The organism is Bradyrhizobium sp. 192 (genome assembly GCF_023100965.1).
Lineage (GTDB): Bacteria > Pseudomonadota > Alphaproteobacteria > Rhizobiales > Xanthobacteraceae > Bradyrhizobium > Bradyrhizobium symbiodeficiens.
In genome coordinates this window covers 2,734,573-2,758,615 of the sequence record NZ_CP064690.1, presented here as the reverse complement: position 1 = coordinate 2,758,615, position 24,043 = coordinate 2,734,573, and the positions used below count along the sequence as shown (strand labels likewise).

The window sequence follows — 24,043 nt, the reverse complement described above, 5'->3', positions numbered from 1 at the left end:
GCTCCTTCTCGCGCGGGCTTTACCGCGCATCCTCCAATATCATGTCGGAGGCCTTTTCGGCGATCATGATGATCGGCGCGTTGGTGTTCCCCGATACGAGGTCCGGCATGACCGAGCCGTCGACCACGCGAAGGCCTTCGAGCCCCCTCACCTTCAGCCGCTGGTCAACCACCGCGAGCGCGTCATTGCCCATACGACAGGTCGAGGTCGGATGGTAGATGGTGCTGCCGCGCTCGCGGCAATAATCCAGCAGCTCCGCATCCGTGGATACCTTCGCCCCGGGATCGTACTCATTGACCACGAACGGCTTCAGGGCCGGCGCATTCAATATCTTGCGCAGGATCTTCAGGCCTTCGACGTTGGTGGTGCGGTCGGTCTCGGTCGACATGTAGTTGATGCGGATCTCCGGCGGCACCGTCGGATCGGCGCTCCGGATGCGCAGGGACCCGCGGCTTTCGGGACGGAGCTGGCAGACCGACGCCGTGAAGCCGGAGAAGTCATGCAGCTTCTCGCCCATCTTGTCGGTCGAGAACGGCAGGAAGTGCACCTGGATGTCGGGCGAGGCCAGCCGCGGGCTGGTCTTGAAGAACGCGCCCGCCGTGCCGGCTGCGATCGTCAGCCAACCTTTCCGGAACAGCGCGTAACGCGCGCCGGCCATGGTGCGGCGGAGCGGATGATTGACGGTGTCGTTCAGCGTGATCTTCTGCGAGCAGCGCATCACGATGCGGACCTGCATGTGATCCTGGAGATCGTGACCGACGCCCGGCGCGTCCAGCACGACGTCGATGCCATGCTTGCGCAAGAGGTCGCCGGGGCCGACGCCGGAGAGCTGCAGCAGCTGCGGCGAATTGTAGGCGCCGCTCGACAGCACGATCTCCCTGCGCGCGCGGGCGCGGCGGATTTGTACGCCTTGCCGATATTCGACGCCGACGGCGCGGCGTCCCTCGAACAACACGCGCTGGCCGAGCGCGGAGGTTTCGACCTTGAGATTGCCGCGGGCCTTTGCCGGGCCGAGATAGGCCACCGAGGTCGAGGCACGGCGGCCGTTGCGTGTCGTGGTCTGGAACAGGCCGACGCCTTCCTGCGTGGCGCCGTTGAAATCGGGGTTGTAGGGCAGACCGGTCTCGACTGCGGCGTCGATGAAGGCCTTTGACAACGGATCGGTCACGACCATGTTCGAAACCGGCAACGGACCGCCACTGCCATGATATTGATCGGCGCCGCGCGACTGGTTCTCGGCCTTCTTGAAATAGGGCAGCACGTCGTCATAGCCCCAGCCGGTGTTGCCGAGCTGGCGCCAGCGATCATAGTCCTCGTGCTGGCCACGGACATAGAGCAGGCCGTTGATCGAGCTCGAACCGCCCAGCGTCTTGCCGCGCGGCTGAAACACCTGGCGCCCCTTCAGCTCGGGCTCCGGCTCGGTCTGGTACATCCAGTTGACGGTCTTCTCCTTGAACAGTTTGCCGTAGCCGAGCGGCACGTGGATCCAGATGTTGGAATCCTTCGGCCCAGCTTCGAGCAGCAGCACGCTGTGCTTGCCATTTGCCGATAGCCGGTTGGCCAGCACGCAGCCGGCGGAGCCGGCGCCGACGATGATGTAATCGAATTCGGGATCGGACGGCGTGACGGAAGAAGTTGCGTTCATGCGTTACTGTTCTTCTTGTTGGTGTGGGCGTTTCCGCTCCGTCACTAGCACGTCATGGCTTGACGCGCAGCGCCTCGACCAGCGACTTGAACGCACGGGCATATTCCGCGCCAGCCCTTGCGATATCGGCGCGTCCGGCGCAGGCAACCGCGGCCTCCGTCACCGCGCCGAGCAGCAGGCGGGCGAGCGGTTCGACCGGCTGCTTTGCGATCAGTCCGGCCTCCATCGCCACCGAAAGCGCACGCGGCAGCTTGCCGCCGAAATGCCGGGCGTCGATCTCGCGCCAGCGCTCCCAGCCGAGCACGGCCGGGCCGTCGCGCAGGATGATCTGGCCGGTCGGGCCCTTGGCAGTCGCCGCGAAATAGTGCTGCGTGCCCGCGACCATCGCCGCGAGCACGTCCTTCTCGGCGCGCGCGGCACCGTCGATCTCGGCGACGAGGTCGCGCGAGACCTGGTCGAATACCGCTTCGAACACCGCCTCCTTGGTCTTGAAGTGATGATAGACCGCGCCCTTGGCGACATGGGCTGCTTCCGCGATCTCGTCCATGGTGGTGGCCGCAAAGCCCCGCGTCCCGAACAGGCGGCGCGCCGCCGTCAGGATCGCCTCCGATGTCGCCGCCCGCCGCTCCGCCTGTTTCGCCATGGGTCTCGTCTAGTCGAATTCTCCTTAGCCGGCCAGTTGACTTTCCGACTACCGGTCGGTATTTACCGACTAACAGTCTGTTTTTATCATGAGGGGCGCCATGCCGAGCCGCGACATCGTCGAAGCCTTTGCGAAGCGGCTGGAAAATGGGGATTTTGTCGGAGCGATCCTCGACTACTACACTCCGGACGCCGCCACCCATGAAAACCAGGCCGAGCCTTTGGTCGGGCGCGACAAGCTCGCGGCCAAGGAGCGCGGCGTGCTCGCAGCCTTCAAGGAAGTCAAGGCGGTGCGGATCGGGCCCAGCTTGATCGAAGGCGACAACGTCGCGACGCGTTGGCGGTTCAGCTTCACCAATGCCGAAGGCGTCACGCGGACACTGGAAGAGATTGCCTGGCAGACATGGCGTGGCGACCAGCTCGTCGAGGAGCGGTTCTATTACGACCCCAAGCAGCTCGGGCGGTGACAAGCTGCCCTTTCGCAATCGATTTCAAGCTGACTTGCCCGGGGCGATCATCGCGTCGGCTAGCTTGCGCATCAGGCGCACCAGATCCTCGACATCCTGATCGTCCCAGGTCGCAAACATCCCCCCGACAATCCGTTCGCGTGCCCTGTCGACCGCATCCGTCATGGCTTTGCCATTCGGCGTGATGGTGGCCTCGCTGACGCGGCGATCCGCTTCGCTGGCGTGGCGCTTGATCAAGCCGAGATTTTCCAGTTTCGCGACCTGCCGACTGACCGTCGTATAGTCCCGCCCCATGCGATCGGCGAGGTCGACGACCCCGATCGGGCCGCGCCGCTCGATGCCGACGAGCAGCGGAAACAGCGCACGATCCAGCGAGATGCCCGCCTCGCGGATCATCATGTCGTCGCCCTGCCGGCGGTTCATGACACTGACGATGTCGATCAACGCTTCGTGAAGCGAGCGTACCTGCTTTTTAATATGTGTATTTTGCACCCTTCTTGACATCCCGATGACCCCCTGCCTAATGTGTGCATATTACACATATTGAGGGTGCCATGACAAAGCAATTCACGGCGGACGTTCTGATCTGCGGAGCAGGTGCGGCCGGCCTTACACTCGCCATCGACCTCGCGCGGCGAGGCGTGTCTTTTCGGCTGATCGAGAAGCAAGCCAGTCCGTTCCATGGGTCTCGCGGCAAGGGAATCCAGCCTCGAACCCTGGAGATCTTCGAGGATCTCGGCATCATCGACCGCATCGTTGCCGCCGGCGGTCTCTACCCGCCGCAGCGCAAATACCGCGATGATGGCAGCTTCATCGAGTCGGAGATTGCAGAGCACGCACCCCCCACCCCGGCCGAGCCCTACAACATGGCGCTGATGATCCCGCAATTCCTGACCGAGGGCGTGATGCGCGAACGGCTGCTCGAACTCGGCGGGCGGGTGGAATTTGGCTGCGAACTGGTCGGCCTGGAGGATGAGGACGGTGTGACTGCGCGCCTTTCAGGCAGGGACGGCGAAGAGACGGTGCGCGTGCGTTACCTCGTCGGTGCCGATGGCGGCCGCAGCTTCGTGCGTCACGCACTCGGTATTGGTTTTCATGGCAAGACGCTCGGCGTACGAGCCGTGGTGGCCGACGTCGTGCTGACGGGCCTGGACCGCCTGGCGTGGCACCGCTTCCACGATGGCGCGATGGACCGCCAGATCTCGCTGTGCCCGCTGGCCGGAACGGAGCTGTTTCAGTTGCAGGCACCCGTCCCGCTCGAGGGCGAGGTCGATCTGTCCGCCGAAGGGCTTTCGGCCATGGTCGCCGAGCGCACGGGACGCAACGATATCCGCATTCAGTCCGTGCTTTGGGCGTCGGCCTATCAGATGAATGCGAGACTCGCCGATCGTTACCGGGATCGCCGTGCATTTCTGATCGGCGATGCGGCTCACATCCATCCTCCGACAGGTGGACAGGGTCTCAATACCAGCGTGCAGGATGCCTACAATCTCGGCTGGAAGCTGGCGAGCGTTATCGGCAGCGGGGCCGCAACTCTGCTCGATAGTTACGAGGCAGAACGACACCCCGTCGCTGCAAGGGTGCTCGGCCTTTCCGCCGACTTGCTGGAAGCGGCCAAGCGCGGCGACATGAGGCGCGGTCGCGAGGTGCAGCAACTCGAGATCGGCTATCCGGGATCGCCCTTGGCACTGGAAAAGCCAGGGCGCATGGCAGGCCGGTCCGCGGGAGCTCGTGCACCGGATGCGCCGCTACGTGGAGCCGCAGGACAACCCATACGCTTGTTCGGGTTGCTCAAGGGGCCTCATTGGACGCTGCTTGGCTATCAGGTGAAACGTGGGACCGTATCGGCGTGCACTGGACTGCACATCCACTGTATCGGCCCGGATGCCGAGCTCATCGACGAAAGCGAGCACTTTCGCGACGCATACGCCGTATCGCCCGGGGATTGGGTGCTGGTGCGTCCCGACGGTTACATTGGCGCCTTCGTGGGCTCGCGGCAGATCGACGGGCTCACGCATTTCCTGGCCGAACAGGGCCTCCAGCCGCCTCCGTAAGTGTCGAAGTCCGCCTTTGTATCGATTTGTTATCGATACCACGTCACGAATACGCAGAAGTGGTCGTGGCGATGCCGGCCGGGTGGGATAATTCATAGTTCGTCAAAGGTTTGCAGCGAATTCTCGCTTCCGCGCCCGACGGACGGCCCATGCTGCTAGGCTCTGGAATGCGGACTCAAACGACCAGCTATGTCGCGCGGCTGTTCGCCGGCGATTTGTCGGCCTTTGGCGGTCCCGCAACCGACGAAGCCGTAGCCGGCCATATCCGGGCCGAACAGATGTCGCTGGTGCTCGGCTATTCGGTCGGCATCATGCTCGCCAACGCCTGCAACGCCATCGTCCTCGCCATCGCGCTTTGGCAGTCGCCGGACAGGATTTTTGCGTTGATCTGGGCTGGCGCTGTCGCAAGCGGCGCAATCATTTTCGGTCTGCAGTCCCGCGCCGCGCGCCGCATCACCAAGCCGCAATTCGTCTCGCGCCGTGCCATGCAGCGGCTGGTGCGAAACGCCTTCGTCCTCGGCGCCGCCTGGGGCATCGTACCGGTCGCCTTCTTCGCGGACGCTTCGACCGGCGGGCAGCTCGTCATCACCTCCCTGTGCTCGGGCATGCTGGCCGGCGGCGCGCTCGCCTTCGCCACCATCCCGATCGCGGCCATCGCCTTCACGGCTCCGATCTTCGTCGGGATCGCCATCTGTCTCGGCAGGAACGGCGATCTGGCCTTCCTGCTGATCGCATTCCTCGTCGTGGTCTACGGCAGCGTGCTGATCCGCGGCGTGTTCGTCAATTCGTTCGCGTTCGCTCGGCGCGTGATGCGGCAGATCGAGGCGGAGCGGACCGTGCGGCTGGATCCTCTGACCCATTTGCCGAACCGCGTCGCCTTCAACGAGACGCTCGAGGCCGCGCTCAAGCGACTGACATTGTCGGGCGAAGAGTTTGCGGTGCTGCTGCTCGATCTCGATCGCTTCAAGGAGGTCAACGACAAGTTCGGCCATCCCGCCGGCGACGAATTCCTGGTCCAGGTCGCAAGCCGCCTGCAGCGCTGCACGCGCGCGGCCGAACATGTCGCGCGCATCGGCGGCGACGAGTTCGCGCTGGTGATGGCCAATCTGGCGCGTCCCGAGGATGCACTCGATATCGCCGAACGCTTCGTCGCGGTCTTCACCGAACCGTTCCGCATCGAAGGCCGCCAGATCGTGGGCGCAACCAGCGTCGGCATCGTGCTGGCGCCGCGCGACGGCACCACGCCGCTCGACGTCATGAAGAATGCCGATGCCGCGCTCTACCGCGCGAAGAAGGCGGGCCCCGGCACGATCCGCTTCTTCGAGGAAGCCGACGACAGGGTGTCACGCGATCGCAAGGCGCTGCAATCCGATCTCGAGAGCGCGATCGCGCGAGACGAGCTGTTCCTCGTATTCCAGCCGTTCCTCGACCTCGACGAAAACCGGATCACCGGTTTCGAGGCGCTGCTGCGCTGGCAACATCCTGAGCGCGGACTGGTACCGCCGAGCGAATTCATCCCGATTGCGGAAGAGACCGGGTTGATCCACGAGATCGGCGAATGGGTGGTCCGCCGCGCCTGCGCGACGGCGGCGGAGTGGCCGGACGACATCAGGGTCGCCGTGAACTTCTCAGCCGCGCAGTTTCACAATTCCGGCATCCTCCAGATCATCGTGCAGGCGCTTGCGGAGGCGAAGATCGCGCCGCACCGGCTCGAGATCGAGATCACGGAATCGATGCTGCTGTCGAAATACGGCTCGGCCGAGCCGGTCCTGAACGCGCTGCTGCAGCTCGGCGTCACGGTAGCGCTGGACGATTTCGGCACGGGATTCTCCTCCCTCACCTATCTGCGCAAGCTGCCGTTCGATCGCATCAAGATCGACCAATCCTTCATCCGCGACATGCTGGTGCAGCCCGACTGCGCGGCGATCGTGAAATCGGTGATAGGGCTTGCGCGCGACCTGCGCATCGGCGTGGTCGCGGAAGGCGTCGAGACCGCCGACCAGCTCGAATATCTGCGCCAATTCAGTTGCGACGAGGTGCAGGGCTATCTGATCAGCCGGCCGGTGTCGGCGGACGGCGTGCTGGCGCTGCTGGACACGAAGAAATATCGGGCCACTTACGCGGCGTAGGTGGAAATCACACGGGCCCGAATGCCGGCCACAAGGACGGTGAGCCCCCTCTCCCGCTTCCGGGAGAGGGCTGGGGAGAGGGTGCCTCCACAGAGTGAGTCCCCAAGAGGCGAGAGCCCTCACCCGCGCCTTCGGCGCGACCTCTCCCGCAAGCGGGAGAGGTGGGGACCGCGGCGCCGTCTGTTTGTCCCAATAGACCCCGCCCCCGGGGCTCGCTCAAACCGCGTCCGCCCGCAGCAGCGTATCCACGGTGATCGTCCCCCGCGCGCGGGAGACGCAGGCGCAGATCTTCTGGTTGCACTCTTTCTGATGATCGCTGAAGAAGACGTCGCGATGATCGATCTCGCCGTCGACCTCGACCACGTCGATGGCGCAGAGACCGCATTCGCCGCGCTTGCAATCGTACATCACGTCGTGACCGCTGGCATTGAGCACATCCAGCATCGAGCGTTCGCGCGGGATTTCGAGCTCGACATTCGAGCCCTTCAGGCGCACGCGAAACGGCTCGGTCGGGAGCGTGCCGCTGGAGCCGAAAGTTTCGTAGCGGAGATCTGGTAGTGGATGGCCCGCGCCGATCCAGGCGTGACGAGCGGCATCGAGCATGCGCATCGGACCGCAGAACAGCGACAACGTGCCTTGCGGCAATGACGCGAACAGCGCGCCGAGATCGAGCCGCTGACCTTCATCGCTGGCATGAACGACCAGGCGATCGCCGAGCATTCCGGCGAGATCATCGAGATAAGCGGCCTCGGCGCGCGAGCGCATCGCATAGTGCAGCGTGATATCCACCCCGCGCCGCACCAGCGCCTGCGCGGCGCCGAGGATCGGCGTGATGCCGATACCGCCGGCGATCAGACAATAACTTTCGCGCGACCAGTCCACCGCGAGCAGCGAGGCCGGCTGCGTGATGTCGAGCCGCGCGCCCGGCGCGAGCTGCCACATGTAGCGCGAGCCGCCGCGGGAATCGTCGGCGCGGCGCACCGCGATCTTGAATCCATGCGACGAGGCTTCGCCGACCAGCGAATAGGACCGCGTCTCCGGCAGACCGTCGATGGTCACGCTGACATTGATGTGGCTGCCGACCGGATAGGCGGTGGCGTCGAACTGATCGGGCCGGATCAGGAATTCGCGGATGCCGGGGGCAATATCTCGCGTCGTGACGAGCGTCGCCGGAATCCAGGTTTCGATGAAGCGCATGGGACTGCCCTCAATCGGTCGCGGTCTTGATCAGCGCCAGCGCCGGCAAGAGATCGAGATGGGTGCGGTTGCGCAGCGCGAGCCGCAAATTGCGCACCGCCAGCCGCGCGTGTTCGCGCATGACGGCTTCGGCGCGCGCGCCTTCACGGTTCTCGATCGCATCGATCACGACGCGGTGGTGCTCCTGGGCGATGATCAGGATCTGCTGCGCCTCGGGGAGTGCCGATTGGGCCATCACGAAGCCGCTCGGCGAGGCGAACGGAAGCGCGGAGGCGCGGTCGATCTGGCGGACCAGGGGTGGGCTCCGCGACAGTTCCGTGAGCAGGGCATGGAAGCGCGCGTTCAGGGTGACATAGGATGAGAAGGCCTCGATCGAGATCGGCACCTGGCCCAGCAATTCGTCTATCGCCGCCAGGCACTCCTTCAGCGGCTCCAGCTCGCGCGCGGAGACGCCGCGCTCGGCCGCGAAGCGTGCAGCGAGCCCTTCGAGCGTGCCGCGCAGCTCGATGGAATCGGAAATGTCGCGCTCCGAGAACGCCTTTACCATGAAGCCTCCGGAGGGGATCGCCTCCAGCAGGCCCTCCTCCTCGAGCCGCACCAGCGCCATGCGCACCGGGGTGCGCGAGGCGCCGGTGGTTTCCACCGCCTGCAGTTCGGAAATACGCTCGCCCGGGCGCAAGGAGCCCGACAGGATCTGGTCGCGCAGCGCAAGCTGCGCCTTCACGGTCTGCGATACGGAGCGGTCGACCTCACGTTCGGCCATGATCTACTCCGCGGCCTGAAGGCGCTGCGGCGCGGTTTCCTTCGCCACCATCCTGTCGATCAGCTTGCGCGACCACATCGCACCGGCGTCGATATTGAGGTTGTAGAAGATGCGGTCCGGGTTTTCGTCCATGGCGCGCTGCTGCGCCTCGAGGATCAGCTCGTCCTCGCGGAAGATGCGGGAGACGCCCTCGCGGATCTCGGTGGTGATGCGCTGCTCGCCGAGGCCGTAGTTGCGCACGAAGGCCCAGAAATAATGGCAGGTCTTCTCGGTCTCGGGCGTGATGGTGTTGAGCACGAAGCCGTTGACGCCCTGCGAGCGGTCGCCTTCCGGCGCGCCGGTGCCGGCCGGCGCCACGCCGACGTCGATCGCGATCGTGCACGGGGCTTCGAAGCGGATGATCTGCCAGCGATCGACGAGGCCCGTCTTGCCGAGCTGCCTGGCCCAGAACGGCGGCGGCTCGATGTTCCGCATCCAGCGCGTCACCGTCACCGTCTTCTCGCCATGGGTGACGTCGAACGGCGCTTCCGCGACCGCTTCGTTGCCGATGGAGGAGCCGTGTACGAAGGTCTCGTGGGTGAGATCCATGAGATTGTCGAGCACGAGGCGGTAGTCGCATTTGACGTGGATGGTCTTGCCGTCGCCGGCCCAGGCCGGATCGTGATTCCAGTGCAGGTCGGGCACGAGCGCGGGATCGGCGAGCGCGGGATCGCCCATCCAGAGCCAGACATAGCGATGGCGCTCGACCACGGGATAGGCGCGCACGCAGGCCGACGGGTTGATGGTCTCCTGCGAGGGCATGAAGGTGCAGCGCCCCTGCGCGTTGTACTTGAGACCGTGATAGCCGCAGACCACGGTGTCGCCTTCGAGCCGGCCCTTGGACAGCGGCACCAAGCGGTGCCAGCAGGCGTCCTCGAGCGCAGCGACCGAGCCATCGGCCTTGCGGTACATCACGACATGCTTGCCGCAGATCGTCCGCGGCAACAGCGCAGGTTTCACGTCCGCGTCCCAGGCCGCGGCGTACCAGGCGTTCATGGGGAAGGGCTTTGTCATTGGTCTCACTCCCACGGCTTAGGTATGCGTTATGTATACAATAGCGTGGGAGTTGAATCGTTCAAGGGTAATATATACTTACAATGATACCTATATCCACCGATCTGTATACATACGAAGGCTACACCGTCTGGATCGCCCGCCTGCGCGGGCGACAGCGACGGGTGGGGCTCAACCTTGCCAATGAGGCGGAGCGTGAAGGCGGCATGCCTCAGAGTCTTACGCCCCGAACACCTTGGCCAGGCCTGCCTTGGCCTCTTCCTGAATCCTCATCAGGTGCTCGGTGCTGCGGAAACTCTCGGCGTAGATCTTGTAGACATCCTCCGTCCCGGACGGCCGCGCGGCGAACCAGCCGTAGTCGGTCTCGACCTTGATGCCGCCAAACGGCTGGCCGTTGCCGGGCGCCTTGCTCAGCGTGGCACGGACGGGATCGCCGGCGAGGTCCTTCAGGCCAAGCTGCTCGGGCGTGACTGACTTCAAGATGTTCTTCTGCGGCCCGGTCGCGGCGACGTCGATGCGGGCGTAATGCGGCACGCCGAACTCGGCGGTGAGATCATTGAACAGCTGGCTGGGATCGCGGCCGGTCTTCGCCATGATCTCGGCGGCGAGCAAGCCGAGGATGACACCGTCCTTGTCGGTGGTCCACACCCCGCCGTCGCGGCGGAGGAACGAGGCCCCTGCACTCTCCTCGCCGCCGAAACCGAAGCCGCCGGTGAGGAGACCGTCGACGAACCATTTGAAGCCGACCGGCGTCTCCACCAGCTTGCGGCCGAGTTTTTTCGCGACGCGATCGATGATCGAGCTCGACACCACGGTCTTGCCGATCGCCGCGTCCTTGCCCCAATTGGGACGGTGCGCAAAAAGGTAGGAGATCGCGGTCGCCAGATAATGGTTCGGATTCATCAGGCCGCCGGTGCGGGTGACGATGCCGTGGCGGTCGGCGTCGGTGTCGTTGGCGAAGGCGACGTCGAAGCGGTCGCGCATCGCAATCAGGCTCGCCATCGCGTAGGGCGATGAGCAGTCCATGCGGATCTTGCCGTCCCAGTCCACCGTCATGAAACGAAAGGTCGGGTCGATCGCCTCGTTCACCACGGTCGCCTTGAGGCCGTAGCGCTCGATGATCGGATGCCAGTAATGCACGGCGGCGCCGCCGAGCGGGTCGATGCCGATATTGATGCCGGCGGATTTGACGAGGTCGAGATCGACGACGTTGCCGAGATCGGCAACGTAAGGTGTGACGAAATCGTGGGCATGGACGTTCGACGATTTCAGCGCCTTGGCATAGTCGATGCGCTTTACGCCCTTGAGGCCGTCGGCGAGATAGGCGTTGGCGCGCTTCTCGACGACGCCGGTCACATCGGTGTCGGCCGGGCCGCCATGCGGCGGATTGTATTTGTAGCCGCCATCCTCCGGGGGATTGTGCGAGGGCGTGATGACGACGCCGTCGGCAAGGCCGCTCGTGCGGCCTTTGTTGTAGGTGAGGATCGCATGCGAGATGACAGGCGTCGGCGTATAGCCGCCGTCCTTGTCGATCATGATGTCGACGCCGTTGGCCGCGAACACCTCGACGGCGCTGACCAGTGCCGGCTCGGCCAGCGCGTGGGTGTCGATCCCGATGAAGAGCGGACCGGTCAGCACCTTTTCCCGCCTGTAGTCGCAGATCGCCTGCGTGGTCGCGAGGATGTGGCCTTCGTTGAAGGTGTTCTTGAAGGACGTGCCGCGATGGCCGGAGGTGCCGAACGCAACGCGCTGCGCGGGATCCGCGACATCGGGCTTGCCGGCGAAATAGGCCGTCACCAGCCGCGGAATGTTGGTGAGCGCGTCCGGCGAAGCCTGCTTGCCCGCCCCGGGATGAACATCAGCCACTGAAAATATCCTCATCCTGTCGTACAGAGATCGCGCGACACCATATCATCGGCCGGGCCCCCGCCAAGGGCACAACACCCGCGATGGGGCAGGCGTTCCCTGGGATAGCAATCTCGGTCCCGTCATCCTGAGGTGCTCACCGCGCTGCGCAACGCGTTCGCAGCTTCGGGTAAAGAGACCGTGCTATGCTCCACGCCATCGAGGTCTTCCGAATCGTCCCATGATTCTCCTGCGCAAGCTGCTGCTGCTGATCGCCGGCCTCGTCGCAGCCGGTGCGCCGGCGCGGGCCGCAGAGTTCTATACCGAGGATCTCCGCATCCCCATGGCGGAGGCAGGGCCGCAGGGGCTGGAGGCCTTGCTGGTCCGCCCGGCCGGGACGAAGCGCTATCCGCTGGCGCTGCTCAGCCACGGCTCGCCGCGCAGCTTCGACGACCGCGCCACCATGTCCGCGCACAAATATTACGGCATCGCGCTCGAATATGCCCGGCGCGGCTTTGCGGCGCTGATCGTGATGCGGCGCGGCTACGGCACCTCGCCCGGCGGACGCGTCGACAGCGTCGGTGGCTGCGCGAAGGCCGCCTATTTGCCCGCAGCCGCGGTCGCGGCTGCCGATCTGCGCGCCGCGATCGATGCGATGGCGCGCCGGGCCGACGTCACGACGACGGGCATGATCGCGGCCGGCCATTCCGCCGGCGGGCTCGCAACGATCGCGCTCACCGCGCAGGCGCCGGCGGGTCTCGTCGCCGCGATCAACTTCGCCGGCGGCCGCGGCTCGCGCGACGACGACGACGTCTGCAATCCCGACGGACTGGTGAAGGCCTTCGCCGCCTTCGGCAAGACCTCGCGCGTACCAACACTCTGGGTCTATGCGACCAACGATTCCTATTTCGGCCCCGACCTCGCGCGCCGCCTCCATGACGGATTTCGCACCAGTGGCGGCAATGCAAAATTCATCGCGGCGCCGCCGTTCGGCGACGACGGTCACTACCTCTATGCGGTGGCGAGCCGTGCACAATGGACGCCCTATGTCGACGCCTTCCTGCGCGAGCGCGGCATCCTCAGTCGCGACATCCTGAGCCCGCTCGACCCACTGCCGCCGCCGCGCCAGCTCAACGAGGCCGCGCGGACCGAATTCGCGCGCTATCTCGCCAGCATGCTGCCGCACAAGGCGTTCGCGGTGTCGCCGAACGGCGGCTACGGCTGGCGCTCGGGGCACATTACGGCCGACGACGCCCGGCGCGACTCGCTGGCCGCCTGCATGAAGTGGTCGCGGACCTGCACGCTCTATGCGGTCGACGACCGGCTGGCTGAACCCGCGCCCACCGACCAGAGCGCCCGCGCGCGCTAGCCGCCGTGCGTCGGAGGCCGTTTGTTAACTCCGGAGCTCTATGACGGAGCCATGCTGTGGGATCGGGCATGCTTCCATCTCGGCGCGACGTGGCGACACGTGGCGGTCGTGTTGCTGTTGTCGGCTCCGCTCTGCGCGCACGCCGGAGACGGCAACACGGAGCTCGGGGCCGGCGAAACGCCGTCATCCCGGGCCATGATCCGGAAGATCATCGAGCGAGAAACCGCAAACACCAATTTACCGGCCGATATCGCCGAGGCGGTCGTCTTCGTCGAAAGCGGCTACAATTCGGCCGTCATCGGCAGCGTCGGCGAGATCGGCCTGATGCAGGTCCGGCCCGAGACGGCGGCGATGCTGGGTTTCCGGGGCAGCGATGCGGAACTCGCCGAACCCGACATCAACATCCATTATGGGGTGCTTTATCTCAGCCGGGCCTGGCGCCTCGCCGGCGGGGACATCTGCCGCGCCCTCATGAAATACCGGGCGGGTCATGGCGAGGAAGCGATGACCGCGCGGTCGCAGGTCTATTGCAACCGCGCCCGTAACCGTCTTGTCGCCATGAACTCGACCTCGGTGGAGACTGAAGTGGCGGCTGTTCCGGATCCGGCGCCCCCGCGCCCGATCGCTGTTGCGGCTGCAGCTCCGGCCAAACCGGCGAGCCGCCCGAAGCTATCGGCGCAACCCAAAACGGTCTATGCTCGCTATCGTCACGGCACCGCGGCGGCCAGCCGCGCCTATTGGGCCGCCCACGAGGCCCGGGTCAGCCAGATCAAGGCTCGCATCGAAGCACGATGGAAGCGCGTCGCATCGCGCTGACGATGACGCGGGCGGCGGGGCAACTCCCTGAGTGCGGAAGCAGCCACGGTCCTGGGTATCCTATGTGCCTGGGATCCGACCTGGAAATTCAAGTCACTGCGCAACGCGCTGTCATGTGAACGGACATTCACGACTTGTTCGAGACCCCGAAATCCCGCATATTCGCTTTGGACTCAACCGGTGGTTAACGTAAAGAAGGCCTTCAGCTTCGGAAAGCCGATCCGCGCCTCTATGGTCCACCTGCACAATGCGAAACACGGAGCAGGCGTGATGCAGGGGCAGGCCCGGTTGGCTGCCGGTCGAAGCGAGCAAGGCACAGCGCCGTTCGGCCGTTCGCACACACTCGATGTCCTGCGCGGCCTCGCCATCGCCGGCGTGATGGCCATCCACGTCTCGCAATCATTTCCGTCGAATATCCACGCCGTCGACTACGCGCTCATGTGCGGCTGGACCGGCGTCAACGTATTCTACTTCGTCAGCGCCATGACGATGTGCCTGATGTGGACGCAGCGTGTCGAAGCCAGTCCGACGCGCAAATTCTACATCCGCCGTGCCTTGCGCATCGCGCCACTGTTCTGGCTCGCGATCCCGGTCTACCTCGTCATCAACGGCACCGGACCGAGCGACAATGCGCCCAACGGTATCGGGCCCATTCAAGTGATCCTGACCGCGACGTTCCTGCACGGCTTCTGGCCGGACAGCGTCAACAGCGTCGTGCCTGGCGACTGGTCGATCGCAGCCGAGATGACCTTCTATCTCGTCTTTCCGCTCCTGGTCACCGCGTTCGGCGCGCGCCGCCATCTCTATGTTGCGCTCGCGATCGTGCTGCATCTCGTCAATGTCTGCCTGTTCAAGCCGTGGGCCTTCGCGCTGTTCTCCGCCTATTACGGGCCCAGCCACGAGGCATTCGTCTGGACCACGCTGCACATCAGCTTCCTGAACCAGTTGCCGGTCTTCCTGGTCGGATGCGCGTTGTTCTTCTCGCTGCGCGACGGATTTGCGAGGTCGGACGCTGCGATCTACGCGGTCTTCATCGCACTGTCCTTTGTCGCCAACCGCCTCACCGGCTCGCACGAATTCAACTACCTGATGATCAACCTCGTGCTCGGCGCGCTGGTTGCCGGTTGCATCAGGCTTGCGATCCGCTTCCAGCCGCTCGAAGCGCTCGGCCGTAATTCCTATTCGATGTACCTGTCCCACTTTGCGGTGATCTACGGCCTGCGTCAGCTCTGGCCGCTCGCCGATGGACTGGTCTCGCTGCTCATCGCCTATGTCCTCACTGCCGCGCTGAGCTATCTCGTCGCACGCGCGACATGGCACCTGGTCGAACGGCGCGCGCAGGACCTGGCGCACCGCCTGACATCCGCGGGATCGGACCGGTCGCCCCTCCGGCCCGCCATCGCCGCCACCGCGGCCGGCATGCGCTGAACGCCCCCGCTCCGTTACTTCCACCCCGATACGGCTTGCTTCATTGCCGCCTTGAACTTTACTGTGGAGACTCCTCACGCTGGAGTGGGCACCATGGAGGTCATACTGCTCGGCACGGGTGGTCCGCGCCCGGACCCGCGCCGCATGGCAACGACCACGCTGATCAGGCTCGGCGACGAGAACATCCTGTTCGACGCAGGCCGCGGCGTGATGGTGCAGCTCAGCAAGGCCGGCGTTCCGCTTAGCGCCATCAACACGGTTCTTCTCACGCACCACCATTTCGACCACATCGGCGACCTCTACGATGTGATGCTGAATTCATGGATGCACGGACGCAACGGCGAGCTGCGCATCTATGGGCCACCGGATACCGAGCGGCTCGTCAACACACTGATCACGCAGGTCTACGACAAGGACATCACCTGGCGGGACAAGGGCGAGCCGGCCTTGGGCGGCTGGAAACCGGTCGTCGCGACGGACATCATCCCGGGGCCCGTTCTCGACACCGGGCGCTGGAAGATCAGGGCCGAGCTGGTGTCGCATGGCGACGGCCTCGACATGCCGCCGGCCTTTCTTGCGCGATGGATGTGTCTCGGCTACCGCTTCGAGGCGGAGGGCAAGGTCATAGCAATTTCGGGCGACACGGTGCCCTGCCCCGGGCTCGAGCGGCTGGCTGAGGGGGCCGATTTGCTTGTCCAGTGCTGTTTCCTCGCAACGCCGGAGATCAACAACGAGCACCTCCGCCGTCTTGCGAAATTCACCATCGCCTGCGGCGACACCGTCGGCAAGGTTGCGGCCAAGGCCGGCGTCAAGAAGCTCGCACTGACCCATCACCGGCCGCGCGCCGACGATGCCATGCTGAACGCGCTGCTTGCGGATATCAGGCAGGATTATGCGGGGCCGGTCGTGCTCGGCGAGGATCTCATGCGCATCGAGGTCTGAGCGCCAACGATCAGCGGCCCTACGACTCAGGACGATCCGACCTCGATCCGGAACGACAGTCGCTCTTCCGCACCCGGCGCGATATGCATCAGGCCCGGCTTGTCCGCGAACTCGCCATCGAAGCCGGCAGGAGTGGCATAGCCGCGCCAGGGCTCGATACAGAGAAACGGTGCGCCCGATGGTTTCGACCAGACCCCGAGTTCGCGAAAGCCGCGCCATGATATCTTCAGCCACGGGCCGCTGGACGCAGCATAGCGGACCGCGTCGCTCTCGATCCGGTCGAAGATGATGGCGTCATCGGCGAACAGGGATTCGGACAAGGCGAGCAGCGTACCCTTGACGGGACCAGGCTCCGCGGAGGCACGCAGCAGCCCGCCATCAAGACGGCGGACGCGAGAGGATTCCGCCTTCGCAAAGGTCAGCGCGTAATCCTCTTTCGCACTTTCGGATTGGAGCGGCCAGTTGAAGGCCGGATGGCCGCCGATCGAAGCCGGCAATGTCTCCTTGCCGGTGTTGGCGACCGTGAGCGTCAGATCGAGGCCGCCGGCGTCGAGCGCAAAGATCGCTGTCAGACGGAACGCGAACGGATAGAGCGCGCGGGTCGCCTCGCTGTCTTCGAGCAGCAGCGCGCAGCGGCTTTCGCCGCGCTCCGCCCATGCAAAGCGGCTGTCGCGCGCAAAGCCGTGCTGAGTCATCCGGTATGTCTTGCCCCGGTGCCGCAATTCGTCCCCGGCAAGACGCCCCACGATGGGAAACAGCAACGGCGCATGGCGCGGCCATTCCGGCCCGGCCTGCCAGACGAATTCGGTGAAATCGTCCTTCAACGAGCACAGCTCGGCGCCGTGCGCTTTGACGGTCGCGGTGAGGGAGCCGCTGCGAAGGGAGTGGGTATCGTCACTCATGGCCGACATCTACACTGCGACCTCACACGCAGCAAGGCAGCGTCAGCCATGCAGGCGGAGCGCCTCCGCCGTGCAGCGGTTGGTCATATTTCTGTACCTAACGGTTGCTCCTTTGTGGCTCGTCCCCCGCCCGCGTGCCGCAAGTCGGCCCGGGCGCCGATCAACCAGCATGGTAGCTAATTGAAATTCTTCATCAACGGCCGCTTCCTGTCGCAAAAGCTCACTGGCGTTCAGCGTTATGCCGCCGAGATCGTCAAGGCGATCGACGTGCTTTTGGCTTCGGAGCAAACGTCCGCCTCGCTGCGGAACGCAGACTGGCAGTTGCTGACGCCCGTGGATGCAAGCGAGCAGCTTCAGCTGGAGCGAATCAAGATTCGCGCCGTCGGCCGCTTGCGCGGGCACGCCTGGGATCAAATCGACCTGGCGCGCGCCGCTGCCGGAGGCCGCTTGATCAGTCTCGCCAATTCCGGCCCGGTGTTCCATCGCGACCACACCGTCGTGATCCACGACGCACAGGTCTTTCGCAGGCCCGACTTCTTCAACTGGCGCTATCTGGCGATTCATCGAACCATGGGCCGGCTGCTCGCCCGACACGCAAGCATCGCAACCGTATCGGGCTTTTCGCGCAAAGAGCTTGCCGAGGTGCTGAATCTGTCGGCAACAGCGATCCCGATCTTTCCCAATAGCGCAGAACACTTCGCCAGGACGAAGCCGGATCCCGGCATCATTGCCCGTCTCGGGATTCAGCCGCAGCAATTTTTCCTCTATGTCGGCTCCAGGACCAAGAACAAGAACCTTTCCGTCGCGATCCGGGCCATCGAGCTGCTCGACAGGACTGACGTTCCACTGGTCATCGTCGGCGGCGACAACAGCAAGGTCTTCCAAGACAATTCGAGCGACGGGGTTTCCGGCCTTTTGCTGGCCGGGCGTCTGACGGACAGCGAGATCGCAGCGCTCTACGCGCATGCATCGGCATTCGTATTTCCGTCGCTCTACGAAGGCTTCGGCGTGCCGCCGCTCGAAGCCATGATCTTCGGTTGCCCGGTCATTGCCTCGACGGCCGAAGCGGTCGTTGAGACGTGCGCCGACGCCGCTGCGTATTTTGACGCCAATGATGCCGAAGCATTGAAGCAACTCATGCTCGAAAGATTGGCAATCGGCGCCATCTCCGATCAGGAACGCCGGCGGCAGCAGGAACGCGTTGCGTTCTTTTCGTGGCAGAAGTCGGCGAAGTCGCTACTCGATCATCTTACACCACCGGCAAAAATTGCCAGCGCTGCTTGAAGTTCGATGCACTTCGCTCATTGCGCGCATCGGTTTTCGCACAAACAATTTGCAACTGGCTGCGACTCGCGCATATGCACATGGTTCCACCAAACATTTTGGTTCTTCCTATGACAATCGGGCGCGCAAAGAGCTTGGCGCAACATCACCACATCGCTGCCCCAATATCGCTACGGATTCGAGGAACTGTGTTTCGCACTAGCGAACTCGCAGCAGGGACTCACGATGTCCGGCTCTCCAACGCGCTCCTACGGAAGGCAAACGATGAAAGTGCTGCACATCGCCGAGACGATCCGTGGCGGGATTGCGAGCTACCTGAACGAGTTGCACCCACAGCAACAAGCGAGCTTCGGCACCGGGAACGTGCATTACGTCGTGCCGTCGGATCATCGTCGCGATCTTCCGGCGGTCGATGACAACCAGATTACGACGTTCGAGCGATCCGGCCGCGGCGTTGCCGGCCTGTTCCAGATGTTGCGCGCAAGCATGCAAGCGCTGGATGCCTTCCGTCCCGATGTCGTGCACCTGCATTCCTCCTTTGCTGGCCTCGTGCTACGCCCGGCGCTGGCGGCCCGCTCGGATGGCCCGCGCGTCGTCTATTGCCCGCACGGCTGGGCGTTTTCACGCGAGACCGGCCGCCTCAGTCATCTCGTGACGAAAGCGGCGGAGAACCTTCTTGCGCGCACGTCAGACCGAATCATTTGCATCTCCGGCGACGAGTTCAACGAAGCCGTCCGCGCCGGGATTCCCGCCGAGCGCCTCACCCTCGTCCATAACGGCATCTCGAGGAGCCGCACACCACAGCCTGTCGCGGCCGACTGGACGTCCAAAAAGGTCAAGGTGTTGTTCATCGGGCGCCTGGACCGCCAGAAAGGCTTCGATCTCCTGATCGAAGCGGCACGCTCGCTCGAGGATGTGCTGGAGATCCGTATGATCGGCGCATCCGTCGTCAACAAATACGAAGGCCCGAGCGTCCCGTCCAACGTGTCCCTGCTGGGCTGGCTCGATCGCCCGACCATCGAGACCCAGCTCGAGGCCGCCGACCTCGTCGTAATCCCGTCACGATGGGAAGCCTTCGGCCTCGTTGCCCTGGAAGCGATGCGCGCGGCCAAACCCATCCTGGCGTTCCGCAGCGGAGCATTGCCCGAGATCGTCGTCGATGGCGTGACCGGCGTGCTTTGCGAGCCCGTTGCGGTCCAGCCGCTCGTCGATGGTTTCCGCCGAGCACTCGATCTCGATCTCAGGGTGTTGGGACAGCGCGGCTACGACCGGTTCAAGCAGTTTTACGACGTTCAGAAGACGCATGGGCAATTGCAGCAGGTCTATGCCGAGCTGCTCCACGACGACCGGGCACCGATCGACGCGAAGGCGGGGCTACAGTCGGACCTCTCCAAGAATTTCTGATGGAAAGACGCGCACGCACCTTGGCTCGCGGCAATCTCCTGCGCCTTGCGGGCCTCGTCTCGTCCCTTGTTCTCTCGGTCCCCGCTTGCGCCCAACACGCTCAGCCGCTCGATGCCCGCTTTCTGCTGGGCGTCGGCACCCATCAAGGGCTGGGCGGACCTGTGAGTGCGCGCGGATACGTGCCTGCGGAGAACGTCGCGCAGATCAAGCAACTCGGCTTCAACGCCTTCCGCGACGACTTTCCCTGGTCGGATTTCGAGGTCGGCGGACGCCGGATGGGCTTCACGCCCAGGCTCGGCAGGCTGGAAGCGCAGATCAAGTCCGGCGTCGCGCGTCCTTTGTTGATCCTTGCCTTTGGCCATCATCTCGTTCCGAATTCCTCTCCACCGACCACCGACGAGGCACGACAGCGGTTCGCCGACTATGCTGCTGCGGCGGCGCAATCGGTCGTGGCGCAGCATCCGCTGTTCGAGCTCTGGAACGAGTGGAATCTGGCGTCGAAGAAGGATGCCGCGTTCTCGCCGGAAAACTATCTGGCGCTCGCGCAAGTCGCGCGACCGGCGGTGAAGCGGGTTGCGCCGAATGCGCCTTTCCTGGTCGGAGCGCTCGGCGACGATCCGGGCTGGACATGGACCGAGAAGATGCTGCGGACCGGCATTCTTCAACATGCGGACGGTGCTTCGATCCATCTTTACAATTTCTGCATGGGCCCGAGCAAACGCACGTCGGCCGAGATCATCGAGCGGCTCACGGCGTTTCACCGTCTCGTCGCCCAGGCCTCGGGAAATCCTGACTTCCCGATCTATGTCACCGAGACGGGCTGGACCACGGCCAGCAACAAATGCGGCGTCAGTGAGCAGGCCCAGGCCGACAATACCGCGCAGCTGATCCTGTGGGCGTCCACCGCGACGCGCTGGCTCAAGGGCATGTGGCTCTACGAACTCAAGGACAGTGGAAAGAACCCGTCGGAGCTGGAGGATAATTTCGGGCTCTATCGTTTCGACAATTCGCCCAAGCCCGTCGCCTGCGCGGCCCAGGGGGCCTGGGCTTTCATTCGCCCCACCCTGGGTTCCGAGCGACGCGAGCTCGCGAGCGGCGTCGTTTCGATCAATGCATCGACGAATTCCGGCAGCAGAATTGCAGTCTGGTCCGAGACCCCGGACCGACGTTACGAAATCCGGCTCAAGGGTGATCAACAAGGCGCAAGCTTTGCCATGCCGTGCGACCAGACGGCAAAGCCTGCGTCCGGGGTCTGGATCCCAGTCTCGAGCACACCGGTCCTGATTGCAGCCAATGACAGTGCCGTTCCCGCCCTGGAGATAAGGCCGGCGCGATAGTCGCGATTTTACAGACATGAGGTTGATGCGATGAAAGTTCTTTTGACGTCCACGCTTTATCCGACGCCTCAGGTCCCAAAGATCGTCGGCGGCGCCGAGATCTTCGCCCGACGCTTCGCCGAGGGGCTGGTGCAGCGCGGTGACGAGGTCGAAGTGATCCGGGCCGCATCCACGCCCGGGCAAGCTCCGGAAACCTGCGACGGCATCAACGTCTATTCCGCGCCGGTGCGGAACGTGTATCTGCCCTTCACGGAGCAGAAGAACGTCGCATTGCGCAGCATCTGGCACGCGGTCGACGACTGGCAGATGCAGGCTCCCCTGATCGCGGAACGCATCCGGGCCTTCAAGCCGGACGTGCTGCACTCCAACAATCTATCGGGTCTCACCACCGCCGTCTGGCGCGTTGCCGCCCAGCTCGGGGTCCCCGTGCTCCACACGCTTCACGACTATTACCTGACCTGCCCGCGCTGTTCGCGCTTCGAGAACGGACGGTCCTGCGAGCACACCTGCACGAGCTGCGGAATTCTGAGCTTCCATCGGAAGCGTGCCACGCATTGGCTCAGCGCCGTGGTCGGCGTGAGCGAGCGCGTCCTGTCGATTCATACCGACATGGGCATGTTCTCGGAGACGCCGATCCGCACCGTGATCCGCAACGCCTCGACCGAGCCGCCGCGCGAACCCTATCCCCGTCCGGTCTGCACCACGGAGGTGACGTTCGGATTCATCGGCCGCCTCACGGAGGAAAAGGGCATCGACAATTTGATGCGGGCGCTGGCCATGCTGCCACGGGACCGCATCCGCATGATGATCGCCGGCCGCGTCAGCGACGAGGAGCAACGGCGCCTCAGGGCGCTCGCGCCGAACGCGCGCATCGAGTTCATGGGCTTCGTGGTGCCGGACGACTTCTACAAGCAGGTGGACGTGGTGATCGCCCCGTCGATCTGGCACGACCCTGGCCCGCTCGTCGTCGCCGATGCCAAGGCGGCCGGCAGGCCGCTGCTGGGAACGCGCTTCGGCGGCATGCCCGAGGTCATCGAGCACGGAGTGACCGGCTGGCTGACCGAAGCCGATCCGCAATCCCTCGCCAAAAGCATGCTCGCGGTCGCAGCAGATCCGCACAAGATCGACGAGATCAGCCGGCGCCTCATCGCCGATACCAACAAATGGATATTCTCCGACGTTCTGTCTTCATATAAGAACTTGTATGAGCAATTGCGCGACCAGCGAATGTCGCGCATGCGCGCTATAACTTCCGGCGCGCCACAGGGGCGGACCGTCGGCAAGGAGCGCCTCATTCCGAGATGACACGCCTCCTCGCGATGGCGGGCTACGTCTATCAGAGCGCCGCGGCGATCATCCTGATCTTCGCGATCAGCCATCTGCTGCCCGCCGCCGACTACACCAACTTTTCGCTGGCGCTGGCCTCGAGCCAATTGCTCTGCGTCCTGATGTTCGAGTGGCTGCAGCTGGCCGGACTGCGGTTTCTGGCGGCAGCCAGGGAGAACGAGGCGTCGCGGCTGAGGTGGTCGCTGTTCACAGCGGGCCTGTCGAGCGCGGCCGCGCTCGTTGTGGTCGGAAGCTGCGCGTCTCTGGCCAGCCTGCTCCCGACGGGGATCGTCGCGCTGGGCCTCGGCATATCCGTGCTTCAGGGCCTGACGGATCTCTACTTCCTGTCGATCCGTCTGTCCGACCGGCTGGGTATCTCCTCCTTTCTGCTTGCGTTGCGCGCCACGGCCCTTCTGGCCGGAGCCGCCGCGGGAAGCGTGATCTCGGGAACGGCCGAAGCGGCGCTGATTGGAATTGCTGCCGGGCAGGCCTTCGGCCTCCTTGCCGGCCTTATCGCTTATCGCACGCCGATGAAGCGCGTGTCGTTGCAGGACATGCTGGCCGACTGGAAGGATTTCTCCCGCTACGGCATGCTCGCAGCGGGCGCGTCCGTCATCCATCTGTCGGTTCCGGTGCTGCTCCGTGTCGTCGTCATTGGTCAGCTGGGTGCGACAGGAGCCGGGGCCGGATTCTCGATTGCGCTCGACCTCCTGCAGCGTCCCTTCTGGGTCCTCAATGCTGCGATCCACACCGTGAGCTATCCCGAATTGGTCAACGACTTCGAACACGAAGGCAGCGCAAAATCGGTGCAGTCGGCGCGGCGGATGTTCGAGTTCATGATCTGCACGACTCTCGTGCTGCTCGGTGGTCTCATTGGATTCATTCCAGACGCAGCCCGTCTCCTGGTGCCGCAGGCGAGCCTGGATGGCTTTGTGGAGACGGCGCCGACGGTTGCCGCCTTCTATTTCCTGCACACCCATCTGCAGGCAACGATCGCGGTCGTTCCCCACCTCGAGAAGCTGGCGATCAGGCTCGTCGTCGTTGCGGCCGGCCAGCTCGCTCTCGTCGTGTCCTTCGCCCTGATCGCAATGTCGTCCGGCCTGTCGCCGCGAGGGGCGGTCAGTTGCGCTTCACTCGCCACGCTCGCAACGATATTGGTCGCGCTCGGTCCTACCCTGCGGTTCGAAGCGTTCCCGCGCTGGCCTTTGGTCGTGCAGGCGGGATTGGCCGCAATCCTGATCGGATCGCTCGGTTCGATACCGACGGAGCCCGCGGCATGGCTCGCCGGCAAGATCGCGATCGCCGCGATTGCGACCGCGGTCATCGCATGGCGCGGAGACTTTCTGATGTCGGCCCGCCGCGGCTGATTGGTCGCACCGGCAGCGGCAAAGCAAATCGGGTTCCGATGAGGAACCGTCTGCCTCATCACCTTTGGTGCTT

20 protein-coding genes are annotated in these 24,043 nt (G+C 64.4%); 12 read left to right on the top strand and 8 right to left on the bottom strand.

The window, feature by feature from the left end; all coding sequences use genetic code 11:
- Positions 1 to 19: 19 nt before the first annotated feature.
- Both IVB24_RS12460 and IVB24_RS12455 read right to left on the bottom strand, forming a co-directional pair.
- On the bottom strand, positions 20 to 1,645 hold the full coding sequence (locus tag IVB24_RS12460; RefSeq protein WP_247773045.1) for a choline dehydrogenase: 1,626 nt from the start codon (positions 1,643 to 1,645) through the stop codon (positions 20 to 22).
- A 52-nt stretch (positions 1,646 to 1,697) separates the two neighbouring features.
- Positions 1,698 to 2,288, bottom strand: a complete 591-nt coding sequence (locus IVB24_RS12455) for a TetR/AcrR family transcriptional regulator (protein ID WP_094975802.1) — start codon at positions 2,286 to 2,288, stop codon at positions 1,698 to 1,700.
- A gap of 100 nt (positions 2,289 to 2,388) precedes the next feature.
- On the opposite strand from IVB24_RS12455, the gene IVB24_RS12450 reads away from it, so the two are divergent.
- Positions 2,389 to 2,754: a nuclear transport factor 2 family protein gene (locus IVB24_RS12450; protein ID WP_140477523.1), complete on the top strand. Its 366-nt coding sequence runs from the start codon at positions 2,389 to 2,391 to the stop codon at positions 2,752 to 2,754.
- Positions 2,755 to 2,778: 24 nt separating this feature from the next.
- Here the strand turns inward: IVB24_RS12450 and IVB24_RS12445 are convergent, their stop codons facing one another.
- Positions 2,779 to 3,258: a MarR family winged helix-turn-helix transcriptional regulator gene (locus IVB24_RS12445; RefSeq protein WP_094975804.1), complete on the bottom strand. Its 480-nt coding sequence runs from the start codon at positions 3,256 to 3,258 to the stop codon at positions 2,779 to 2,781.
- Positions 3,259 to 3,308: 50 nt separating this feature from the next.
- Here IVB24_RS12445 and IVB24_RS12440 point away from each other — a divergent pair, with 50 nt between their 5' ends.
- Together IVB24_RS12440 and IVB24_RS12435 are read left to right on the top strand one after the other, a co-directional pair.
- Entirely contained in the window at positions 3,309 to 4,808 is a 1,500-nt protein-coding gene (locus IVB24_RS12440; protein WP_247773044.1) for an FAD-dependent oxidoreductase, read from the top strand.
- Positions 4,809 to 4,975: 167 nt separating this feature from the next.
- The gene (locus tag IVB24_RS12435) at positions 4,976 to 6,937 is read left to right on the top strand and encodes an EAL domain-containing protein (RefSeq protein ID WP_247773043.1); all 1,962 of its coding nucleotides are present in this window, start codon (positions 4,976 to 4,978) and stop codon (positions 6,935 to 6,937) included.
- A gap of 216 nt (positions 6,938 to 7,153) precedes the next feature.
- Here IVB24_RS12435 and IVB24_RS12430 read toward each other — a convergent pair whose 3' ends face one another.
- The 4 genes from IVB24_RS12430 to pgm form a co-directional block, all read right to left on the bottom strand.
- Positions 7,154 to 8,134 (bottom strand): PDR/VanB family oxidoreductase, encoded by a 981-nt coding sequence (locus IVB24_RS12430; protein ID WP_247773042.1) that lies wholly within the window; start codon positions 8,132 to 8,134, stop codon positions 7,154 to 7,156.
- A gap of 10 nt (positions 8,135 to 8,144) precedes the next feature.
- Positions 8,145 to 8,897 (bottom strand): GntR family transcriptional regulator, encoded by a 753-nt coding sequence (locus IVB24_RS12425; RefSeq protein ID WP_140477520.1) that lies wholly within the window; start codon positions 8,895 to 8,897, stop codon positions 8,145 to 8,147.
- Between the two features lie 3 nt (positions 8,898 to 8,900).
- A complete protein-coding gene (locus IVB24_RS12420) occupies positions 8,901 to 9,950 on the bottom strand; it encodes an aromatic ring-hydroxylating dioxygenase subunit alpha (protein WP_247773041.1) in 1,050 nt (349 codons plus the stop codon).
- Between the two features lie 219 nt (positions 9,951 to 10,169).
- Positions 10,170 to 11,816: a phosphoglucomutase (alpha-D-glucose-1,6-bisphosphate-dependent) gene (gene pgm, locus IVB24_RS12415; RefSeq protein ID WP_247773040.1), complete on the bottom strand. Its 1,647-nt coding sequence runs from the start codon at positions 11,814 to 11,816 to the stop codon at positions 10,170 to 10,172.
- A 220-nt stretch (positions 11,817 to 12,036) separates the two neighbouring features.
- Between pgm and IVB24_RS12410 the strand changes: the two genes are divergently transcribed.
- The 4 genes from IVB24_RS12410 (at position 12,037) to IVB24_RS12395 (ending at position 16,350) form a co-directional block, all read left to right on the top strand.
- Positions 12,037 to 13,164, top strand: coding sequence for an alpha/beta hydrolase (locus tag IVB24_RS12410; RefSeq protein ID WP_247773039.1), 1,128 nt, complete (start codon positions 12,037 to 12,039; stop codon positions 13,162 to 13,164).
- A 51-nt stretch (positions 13,165 to 13,215) separates the two neighbouring features.
- Positions 13,216 to 13,980, top strand: a complete 765-nt coding sequence (locus IVB24_RS12405) for a transglycosylase SLT domain-containing protein (protein ID WP_247773038.1) — start codon at positions 13,216 to 13,218, stop codon at positions 13,978 to 13,980.
- A gap of 270 nt (positions 13,981 to 14,250) precedes the next feature.
- A complete protein-coding gene (locus IVB24_RS12400; RefSeq protein WP_247773037.1) occupies positions 14,251 to 15,408 on the top strand; it encodes an acyltransferase in 1,158 nt (385 codons plus the stop codon).
- Between the two features lie 93 nt (positions 15,409 to 15,501).
- Complete coding sequence (locus IVB24_RS12395) at positions 15,502 to 16,350, top strand: MBL fold metallo-hydrolase (RefSeq protein WP_247773036.1); 849 nt, start codon at positions 15,502 to 15,504, stop codon at positions 16,348 to 16,350.
- Between the two features lie 26 nt (positions 16,351 to 16,376).
- Here the strand turns inward: IVB24_RS12395 and IVB24_RS12390 are convergent, their stop codons facing one another.
- Positions 16,377 to 17,252 (bottom strand): aldose 1-epimerase family protein, encoded by an 876-nt coding sequence (locus tag IVB24_RS12390; RefSeq protein WP_247773035.1) that lies wholly within the window; start codon positions 17,250 to 17,252, stop codon positions 16,377 to 16,379.
- 180 nt (positions 17,253 to 17,432) lie between these two features.
- Here IVB24_RS12390 and IVB24_RS12385 point away from each other — a divergent pair, with 180 nt between their 5' ends.
- From IVB24_RS12385 to IVB24_RS12365, 5 genes are all read left to right on the top strand, one after another.
- Positions 17,433 to 18,536: a glycosyltransferase family 1 protein gene (locus IVB24_RS12385; protein WP_247773034.1), complete on the top strand. Its 1,104-nt coding sequence runs from the start codon at positions 17,433 to 17,435 to the stop codon at positions 18,534 to 18,536.
- A gap of 264 nt (positions 18,537 to 18,800) precedes the next feature.
- Complete coding sequence (locus IVB24_RS12380) at positions 18,801 to 19,940, top strand: glycosyltransferase (RefSeq protein WP_247773033.1); 1,140 nt, start codon at positions 18,801 to 18,803, stop codon at positions 19,938 to 19,940.
- Complete coding sequence (locus IVB24_RS12375; protein WP_247773032.1) at positions 19,940 to 21,277, top strand: cellulase family glycosylhydrolase; 1,338 nt, start codon at positions 19,940 to 19,942, stop codon at positions 21,275 to 21,277. Before IVB24_RS12380 ends, IVB24_RS12375 begins: the two co-directional genes overlap by 1 nt.
- Positions 21,278 to 21,307: 30 nt before the next feature.
- Positions 21,308 to 22,582: a glycosyltransferase family 4 protein gene (locus IVB24_RS12370; protein ID WP_247773031.1), complete on the top strand. Its 1,275-nt coding sequence runs from the start codon at positions 21,308 to 21,310 to the stop codon at positions 22,580 to 22,582.
- A complete protein-coding gene (locus tag IVB24_RS12365; RefSeq protein ID WP_247773030.1) occupies positions 22,579 to 23,970 on the top strand; it encodes a hypothetical protein in 1,392 nt (463 codons plus the stop codon). The genes IVB24_RS12370 and IVB24_RS12365 overlap by 4 nt, the downstream gene beginning before the upstream one ends.
- Positions 23,971 to 24,043: the final 73 nt, after the last annotated feature.